At 44.0% G+C, this 9,904-nt stretch carries 3 protein-coding genes; all 3 read left to right on the forward strand.

The window, feature by feature from the left end; genetic code table 11:
• Nucleotides 1–264 precede the first annotated feature (264 nt).
• Nucleotides 265–5,754, forward strand: a complete 5,490-nt coding sequence (locus QUA38_RS24660) for a PAS domain S-box protein (RefSeq protein WP_333166571.1) — start codon at nucleotides 265–267, stop codon at nucleotides 5,752–5,754.
• Between the two features lie 124 nt (nucleotides 5,755–5,878).
• Entirely contained in the window at nucleotides 5,879–8,974 is a 3,096-nt protein-coding gene (locus tag QUA38_RS24665) for a response regulator (protein WP_333166574.1), read from the forward strand.
• Nucleotides 8,975–8,984: 10 nt separating this feature from the next.
• A partial coding sequence (locus QUA38_RS24670; protein WP_333166576.1) for a diguanylate cyclase occupies nucleotides 8,985–9,904 on the forward strand: 920 nt, incomplete at its 3' end.

Raw genomic sequence — 9,904 nt, forward strand, 5'->3', positions numbered from 1 at the left:
TCCCCAATGTTGGCAAACAATACCTATTTACAATTTGAACAGATGTGGCTCATCGATCTCTATAAATCTAGTTAAAGGGCTAGGGGTTAAATAACAACATTCTTTACCGATATATTTAACAAACCAACTTAGGGGTATAAAGTTTAGAGACTACCTTATCGCTAACTGGTTTTCCGGCTCAATACTTAGTTTCATTGCATTATTAAATTACCCAAGTATAGCCAAAAAAATTGAAGACTGATCTATTCATATATTGCTTAATTTATGGTAATACCTCGACGCAAAGTAATTATAAGTTTAGACCAAACACCATTTAAACGATTGCTACCTCTTTTGCTTGGTGTGGTGGCTTCTCTTGCTATTTTATTTACGTGGCAACAGCTAATCATCAACGGACAAATTCACATCGAGCAGTTAATTCAGCAGGAAGCCAATGCGATTCAGTCACAACTGACCGAAGGATTATCCATTCGGGTGTTGACACTTCGGCAAATGGCGAATCGCTGGGAAGCTAATGGCGGTACACCAAAGGCTCTTTGGGAAGCCGATGCTGAGGCGTATGTAAAGGATTTCTACGGTTATCAGGCGATCGCATTAGTCGATCCATCATTTAAAGTGCGATGGGTTGCGCCACTGGCAGGGAATGAGGCAGCGCAAAACCTCGATTATAATCGGGAACTGCGTCGCAAAATTACTTTGCAAGTAGCTCGTGATTTGCGTCAACCTATCTTAAGTCGCAATATTTCACTTGTTCAAGGGGGTCAAGGATTTCTAGCAAGTTTTCCTTTATTTGTAGGTGAACGTTTTGATGGGTTTATTGTCGGAGTTTTTCAGTTCCCCACTATATTTGAAAGTATTTTAAAAGTGTCACCCGGCTACAATGTAGCTATCTATGGTGGCACAAGTTTGCTCTACGGTCAAGAGTCTTTTTCTCAATATCCAGAGCATAAAACAGTTGTAGTAAAAGCCTATGGTGTAGACTGGAGAATAGATGTTTATCCAACTTTAGATTTAGTAGAAAGTGTCAAGTTTTATTGGCCTAGAGTTGTATTAATTGGTGGTTTAGTTTTAGTTGGGCTGCTTATGTGGGTCGTGTATCTCGCACAAGTTAGTTATTGCAAAGTCGATAAATTCAAAAAAGCCAATCGCCAGTTGCAATGGGAAATTCACCAGCGACAACAGGCAGAAATTGCGATCGCCCGACTAGCTGCGATCGTTGAATCTTCGGAAGATGCCATTATCAGCAAAGATTTAGAGGGTGTAGTTACAAGTTGGAATGTAGGAGCAGAAACAATTTTTGGCTATACAGCGGCCGAAATAGTAGGGCAATCAGGGAGAAAACTGATTCCCGCAGACTATCGAGATGAGGAAAACGAAATTCTCACCAAAATCCAGCGAGGAGAACGCATCGAACACTACGATACAAAGAGGCTAAGAAAAGATGGAACATTAATCGATGTCTCGATGAGTGTCTCCCCCATTAAAGACGAAACAGGGAATATAATTGGAGCCTCAAAGATTTCCCGGAATATTGCTGACCGCAAACAAGCAGAAGCAGCACTACGTCAAAGTGAAGAACGCTGGGAACTTTCTGTACGCGGGAATAATGACGGCATTTGGGATTGGAATGTTCAAACCAATGAGGTCTTCTTTTCTAGTCGCTGGAAGGAAATGCTGGGCTATCAAGACCATGAAATCCAAAACACTGTAGACGAATGGGCTAATCTGTTACATCCCGATGATTTGGGATGGGTGATGCAAGCCGTTCAAAATCATTTTGCCAAGAAAACTCCTTTCCATATCACAGAACATCGCATTCGCTGCAAAGATGCTTCCTACAAATGGATTTTGGATCGCGGTCAGGCACTTTGGGATGATGAAGGTAATGTAATTCGGATGGCTGGCTCTCACACCGACATTACCGAGCGCAAGCAAGCTGAAGTTGCGTTACAGGTAAGCGAAGCTAGATATCGGCAATTGATCGATAACTTAAATGCGGGTTTTGTGATTCATGCGGCAGATACCAGCATCCAATTATGTAATGAAACTGCCTGTGAATTACTAGGGCTTTCAATGGATCAAATGCTGGGAAAAACTGCGATATCTCCGGCCTGGCATTTTGTGCGGGAAGATGGCAGCGTGATGCCCCTAGAGGAATATCCGGTAAATCAGGTTTTATCCAGTGGAAGTTCCCTCAAAAATTATGTTTTAGGAATCAAAAAAGAAATTGATAGTTGTGCTTGGGTATTAGTTAATGCCTACCCAGAGTTCTATCAAAACGGTAAAATCCTACAAGCTGTAGTTACGTTTATTGATATTAGCAAGCGCAAAAAAATAGAGCTGGAAATCCAGAAAACTCGCAATTTCTTACAAGCACTGCTGGATCATCTACCGCTCGCAATTTTTGTTAAGGACGCAGAGCCTAAACGATTTGGCGTATTTCAGTTTTGGAATAAAACCAGCGAACGGTTATTTGGCATCTCAGCGGAAAACGCGATCGGCAAAAGTGGCTATGATTTTTTCCCAAGAGAACAGGCTATCTTTTTCGATCGAAAGGATAGAGAAGCTTTTGAAAAAGCTAAGACTGAGGATATTGCTGAAGAAATCATTGACAGTCATAGTATGGGAAAATGTTGGCTGCATACGGTGAAGATTCCCATTTACGACGAACAGCATCAGCCCCAGTACCTACTTTGTTTTTCAGAAGATATCACCGATCGCAAACACGCAGAAGCAGAGCGTAGAGAAATGAGTGATGTAATGCAAAATGCGGTGTCCGGTATTTCCAAAATGGATGTACAAGGACATTACCTCTATGTGAATAAAGCTTATGCTGACATGACAGGCTATCAGCCAGAAGAAATGATCGGGATGTCCTGGGAAAAAACCGTACACCCCGATGAGTTGAAAAAACTGGTTGCAGCCTATTGGCTGATGGTGCAAGAGGGCAGAGTTGAAGTTGAAACCAGAGGGATTTGTAAAGACGGTTCGGTTTTTTATAACCAATTAGTGATGATTTCAACTTACGACGCACAGCACCAATTTATGGGGCATTACTGCTTCATGAAAGATATTAGCGATCGCAAAAAAGCCGAACTTGCACTAGAACAGGAACTCCTGCGGAGTAAAGCCTTCTTCAATACTTCACTGGACGGTGTTGTTGTCATGGATTGGGTTGGAAATGTTGTCGAAGCTAGTCCCAGTTTTGCTCAAATGCTGGGCTACACCCTAGAAGAAACCCTGAATCTGAGTGTGTTTGATTGGGATGCTGAATGGACGAGGGAAGAACTACAACTTATGCTCCAGAGAGAGGAGGTTATTCCGCTGTTTGAAACGCGACATCGCCGCCAGGATGGTTCTGTATATGACGTGGAAATTAGCTGGAACCGGGTGGAATTACAAGATGAGATGATGAACTTCTGTATCTGCCGAGATATTAGCGATCGCAAACGCAACGAAGCGGAACGCCAACAAGCAGAACAGGCACTCCGAGAGAGTGAAACTCGCTTCCAAGCCTTCATGAATCACAGCCCTGCCCCTGCCTGGATTACCGATGAAAATGGTGTAATGCTCTATGCCAGCCAGACTTATCTCAATACCTTCGATCTACCGACTGACTATGTGATTGGAAAATCCATTTTTGAACTTTACCCCGCCGCCTTCGCCCAACAATTTCTAGACAATATCCAAACGGTTGCTCAAACCAACGAGCTAATTGAAACGATTGAGATTGCGTCCCGTCGAGATGGAACCCTGGCTGAGTTTCTGGTTTACAAATTTCTCATCCCCGACTTATCTGGGCAAATGCTAGTAGGTGGTGTGGGGATCGATGTGACACGACAACATCAAGCGGAAACCGCTTTACAACTGAGTGAGGAACGCTTAATGCTGGCACTAGAAGCTTCTGGAGATGGACTATGGGATTGGGACATTGAAACTGGAAAAGTTTACCTGAATTCCTACTACCAGGAGATGCTGGGCTACAAGCCCGGTGAGTTGGTGATGGATGTGAACGTCTGGGAACAGATGATTCACCCTGATGATAAATTCTGGGTTTTTGAGGATCTCAATAGTAACTTGCAAGATAGCTCTCTCAAATATGCCTTTGACTACCGTGTGCGTTGCAAGTCAGGTGAGTGGAAGTGGATCGCTAACTACGGGAAAGTCGTTGCCTACGATGAAGATGGTAAGCCTTTACGGATGATTGGAACGCACAAAGACATCAGCGATCGCAAATGTAAAGAACTGGCACTGCAGCACGCAATGGAAGCAGCAGAAGCAGCGAACTTGGCAAAAAGTACCTTCCTAGCCAATATGAGCCACGAATTACGCACTCCTCTCAACGTAATTCTAGGATTTGCTCAGGTGATGGCCCATGACTCCTCCCTAACTCCCAACCAAAAACAAGATCTGCAAACAATTCGACGCAGTGGAGATCACCTCTTGAGTTTGATTAACGATGTGCTGGATCTCTCGAAAATTGAATCGGGACACTGCACAGTTGAAGACAGCGGATTAGACTTAATTGCGCTGCTGCATTCCCTCCGAAATATGTTGGCGGAACGAGCAACTTCTAAAGGACTTGGCCTTTGTTTCGAGATTGCGCCAGAAGTTCCCCAATTCATGCTTGTCGATGCTCAAAAACTGCGCCAGGTTTTGCTAAATCTGGTGAGTAATGCCATCAAATTTACCGATCGGGGAAGTATTACTTTGCAAGTCAGTATAGAGGCGAACGGTACAGGGGCATTAAGCACAACTCGGCCGATTCTCCAGTTTGTAGTCGCTGACACAGGTGTAGGGATTGCATCGGTCGAACTCGATACCATCTTCGATGCGTTTGTGCAAGCTCAAGTTGGGAAGCGATCGATCGGCGGTACGGGGCTAGGTCTAACCATTAGCCGCAAATTGTTGGAACTCATGGGCGGAAAAATTTCTGTCAGCAGCACTCTGGGACAGGGGAGTACCTTCACCTTTACCCTTCCCGTCAGCCCGATCAGTGGAGTTAATGTTACACCCGAAGAGAATAATCGCCTCGTGATTGGGCTGGCTCCCAGTCAAGGGGATCATCGCATTTTGGTGGTTGACGATCAAGCAGAAAATCGCTTGCTAATGGTCAGATTACTGACACAATTAGGATTAGAGGTAAAAGAAGCTACCAACGGACAGCAAGCTGTGCAGATTTGGCAACAATGGCAACCCGACCTAACCTGGATGGACATTCGGATGCCCGTGTTAGATGGATACGAGGCTACGAAGCAAATTCGGGCAATGGAAGACGGACAGAACAGTATCATTATTGCACTTACGGCCCAGGCTTCCCAGAGCGATCGCACCCTCGCCTTGGCTGCTGGCTGCAACGACTACATCAGCAAGCCCTTCCGGGAACAAACCCTATTTCTTAAGATGGCTGAATACCTGGGATTAGAGTATGTATATGAGGAAGAGGAAATAGAAAAGGGGGAACGGAGAACAGATTGTTTTCCTTCTTACCTCTGTTCTGTTGCCTCTTCCGTTTCAGATTCCTTCGATCCAATGCTTTTGGCGACATTACCAAGAGTATGGGTTGTTCAGTTGGAAGATGCTGCTTTATGTGGGGATGATTTTGCGATAATTGAACTGGTAGCTCAACTTTCCTCAGAACTCGCTCAATTCGGTACTTATCTGACGGAACTCGCCAACCAGTATCAATTTGAAAAAATTCTTAATCTAATTCACAACCATTTTCCAATTGGAATTCCTCCCTTGGATTTATAAGCTGTTGTGCAGTTAAACGTTTGATTAGGACTAGGCAATTAGAAACAGCCAACAATAATTAAATTTAATTGCTGGTAATTAGTGAGAAACATTCTTAATTCTTATTGATAATTACTGCTATAAAATGCTTAACAAAACACCCAGAATATCCCAGTTGACTCCTGTCAGTTTAAATAATTTAGAGGAATGCAGCGAAGAATCAGTGTATGCTCCCGGTCATATTCAGCCACACGGAATCGTTTTATTGATGCAAGAAAAAAGCCTCAATATTTTACAAGTCAGTGAAAATGTAGAACAGTTATTTGGCATTTCGGCAGAAGAATTGCTAGGTCAGCCATTGCCAGGGTTATTGGGTCACGATCGAGTACAAGAAATTGTTAGGTGTCTCGATAGAGAACAACTAGACATTCATAAGGTTTTCGATCTAAAAATTTCTCTCAAAGACGGTACAATTCAAAGATATAGAAGCACACTGCATCAGCTACCAAATGAGTTGATTCTGGAGCTGGAACCCCACTTGACTATTGAAAATAATCATTCAATCGATTTTTATCAGCGTCTGCAAACAGTTATCCTCAACTTTCGCAGTGCGATCGATATTTCGGATTTAGCTCAAACCATTGCTAGAGAAGTGAAAGCCATGACCGGGTTCGATCGCGTAATGGTCTATCGCTTTGAAGCCGATGACCATGGGGTGGTGATTGCCGAAGAGAAAGAAAGCTATCTAGAAAGCTACCTGGGATTGCATTACCCGGCGATCGATATTCCCGTACCCGCCCGCAAATTGTTTTACAGCAATTGGGTGCGCCAAATTCCTAATATCAATTACACCCCGGCCCGCCTAATTCCCACCAACCATCCCCTAACCAATACATCCCAGGATCTAAGTGCTTGTGTGTTAAGGGGAGTATCTCCCTACCACATTGAATATTTGCAGAATATGGGAGTTGCTGGGACACTGACGATTTCGTTAATTGACGATCGGCGTCTCTGGGGATTAATTGCCTGTCACCATTACAGCCCGCGATTGCTAGATTACGAAACTCGCAAAACCTGTGAATTTTTAGGACAATTTGCCTCGATCGAACTGGTGCATCAGCAAGATCGAGAATTGAAAGTTTATCGATCGCAGGCAAAAACTATTCAGGATCAACTTCAGCAGGCATTCCGGCGAGAGTCTAATTTTATCGAACAAGTATTGACCGAAAATGCTTCTCAAATGCTAGATTTAGTTCATGCTCAGGGAGCTGCAATTCTGCTCGATGGTCGTCTGACATTGGTGGGTAAAACACCATCTGAAGCTGAGGTTGACGAGCTTGTGCAGTGGTTACTGCAACAGAACAAAGAACGAGTGTTTGCAACAGCTTCTTTGTCTCAGTTGTATCCCCAAGCGAAGCAATTCAAAGAGCGAGCTAGCGGTGTTTTAGTAATCTCAATCTTCCTATGCTACGCCATACAAAAGTCATACCACATCCTTTGGTTCAGGCCAGAACAAATTCAAACCATAAACTGGGCAGGTAATCCACACGATGCTGTGTCGATAGACGAAATTGGAAAAATGCACCTGTGTCCCCGCAAATCCTTTGAACTGTGGCAAGAGACAGTGCGGGAGATGTCTTATCCGTGGCAGATTGCAGAGTTAGAAGCTGCCGCCGAAATGAGGCATATCCTTATGCTGGCGGTGTTAGAATTTTCGCAAACTGCCCTAGAACACGCTGCACAAAAGGCAGCAATAGCCAACCGTGCCAAAAGCCAGTTCCTTGCGAACATGAGCCACGAACTCAGAACCCCACTCAACGCCATTCTGGGATTTACCCAGCTTATGAACCGCAGCCCCTATATCCCAGAAGAATTTCAAGAGCATTTAGGGATCATTACCCGTAGTGGAGAACACCTGCTGACATTGATCGACGATGTTTTGCAAATGTCTAGGATAGAAGCAGGGCAATTGGTACTGAGTCGAAGCTGTTTTAATCTGCATCGACTGCTGGGTTCTATTAACGAGATGTTCAGCATCAAAGCGCCTGAGAAAGGGTTACATCTGAGCAGCGAGTGGGATGCTACTGTTCCCCGTTATGTCTGTGGGGATCAAGCAAAACTTCGCCAAATCTTGATTAATCTGCTGGGGAATGCTATCAAATTTACAACAACAGGAAGCATAGCCCTGCGCGGACGAGCTTTTTCATCAGATGATATGCCATCCGGTAAAATTCGCGATCGCGCCACTAATCCACCTGATATTAAACCAACTATTACCCTGCGTCTCGAAGTTGAGGATACCGGATCTGGCATTTCTCCCTCTGATTTAGAATCAATTTTTGACGCTTTCATGCAAACCAATCGCGGTCGCAACGATCGAGGAACAGGTTTAGGACTGTCTATCAGTCGTGAGTTTGCGCGTCTGATGGGAGGCGATATCACCGTGCGAAGCACCCTGAATCGAGGCTCGACTTTTACCTGCCAAGTTATTTTAGAACTACCAGAGTCCCTTGATTTAGAGGAACCTGAAATTAGCGATCGGATTATCGGGCTCGCACCTGGGCAACCTATCTACCGAATTCTAGTAGTAGAAGACGTTCCAGAAAATCGGCAACTGCTGATGACACTGCTGGAGTCATTTGGGTTTGATGTGTGTGCGGTGGAAAATGGGGTAGAGGCGATCGATCGTTGGCAAACATGGAACCCTGACCTAATTTTGATGGACATCCAAATGCCTGTCATGGATGGTTATGAAGCGACGAGACAGATTCGATCGCAACAGTCATTAGTCATTAGTCATGAGTTATCAGTAGATAACTCAGGGCAAATGTCACAGGACAAAAGACAAATTACACGCATCATTGCCCTCACTGCCTATGCTTTTGAAGACGATCGTATCGCCAGCCTGCAAGTCGGTTGCGATGACTACATTGCCAAGCCGTTTACTGAAGACACACTTTTCGAGAAAATAGCTCATCACTTGGGCGTCCGCTACTGCTACGCCGAAAAACTTCCGCCAAAATCATCAGCTTCGCCACCAAAGATATTTACTCCAGACTTTAAAACCATGCCAGCCAAGTGGATTGCAGAAGTTCATGAAGCAGCACTAGATCTTAGTGATAATAAGCTTTATGAACTTATTGCTCAAATTCCCAAAGATAAACAAGATTTCATCGCGGCGATGACATCTTTGGTCGATAACTTTCAGCTTGAAACGATCGCAACTCTCACCCAGATTTAGGAACAAGCCCATGACAAATCTATTCAAACTTGCGGCCGAAAGGAATATTCTCATCGTGGATGATACCCCAGACAATCTGCGCTTGTTAGCCAAAATTTTAGAGTCACAGGGCTATATTGTGCGTAAAGCCCTCAACGGCAGGATGGCACTCCAAGGTATTCATCGCGACCCACCTGCTCTAATTTTACTTGACATCAATATGCCAGAGATGAATGGGTACGAAGTCTGCCAAAAGTTAAAAGCATCTGAAGCGAGTGCTCAGATACCGGTTATTTTTATCAGTGCGCTCGAACGACTGGAAAACAAGGTACAAGCCTTTGAACTGGGTGGTGTAGACTATATTACCAAACCCTTTCAAGAGCAGGAAGTGCTGATGCGAGTAAAAAATCAATTACTCATCCAACAGCAACGCCAACAACTGATCGAACAAAATCAACGTTTAGAACACGAAATCCAGGAACGTCTGAGGGCAGAAGCAGAAGTAAGGCAGCTCTCCGTGACCGATGAATTAACTGGATTATATAACCGACGCGGCTTCTTTTTACTAGCAGAACAACAACTAAAAATTGCTCTTCGCACGCAAACATCCTATTTTATTTTGTTCGCTGATTTAGATGGTTTGAAAAAGATTAACGATACTTTAGGACACGAAATGGGAGACAGAGTAATTGTTGACGCAGCTAAAATATTGAAGCAAACCTTTCGTGATGCCGATATTATAGCTCGACTGGGAGGAGATGAATTTGCTTTATTTATTCCTAATTTTTCAGGTGCTTCATCTACTAATTTCCATTCTCGACTGCAAGAAAATATAGATCGCTTTAATCAACAGTCCGAGCGAGCTTATATATCAATAAGTCTTGGTGTAGAGTTGGGGGATTTAAAGAATGAAGTTTTATTAGAACAATTGCTGGCCAAGGCTGACAAACT

The sequence above is a fragment of the Microcoleus sp. Pol12B4 genome, from assembly GCF_036701385.1.
Lineage (GTDB): Bacteria > Cyanobacteriota > Cyanobacteriia > Cyanobacteriales > Microcoleaceae > Microcoleus.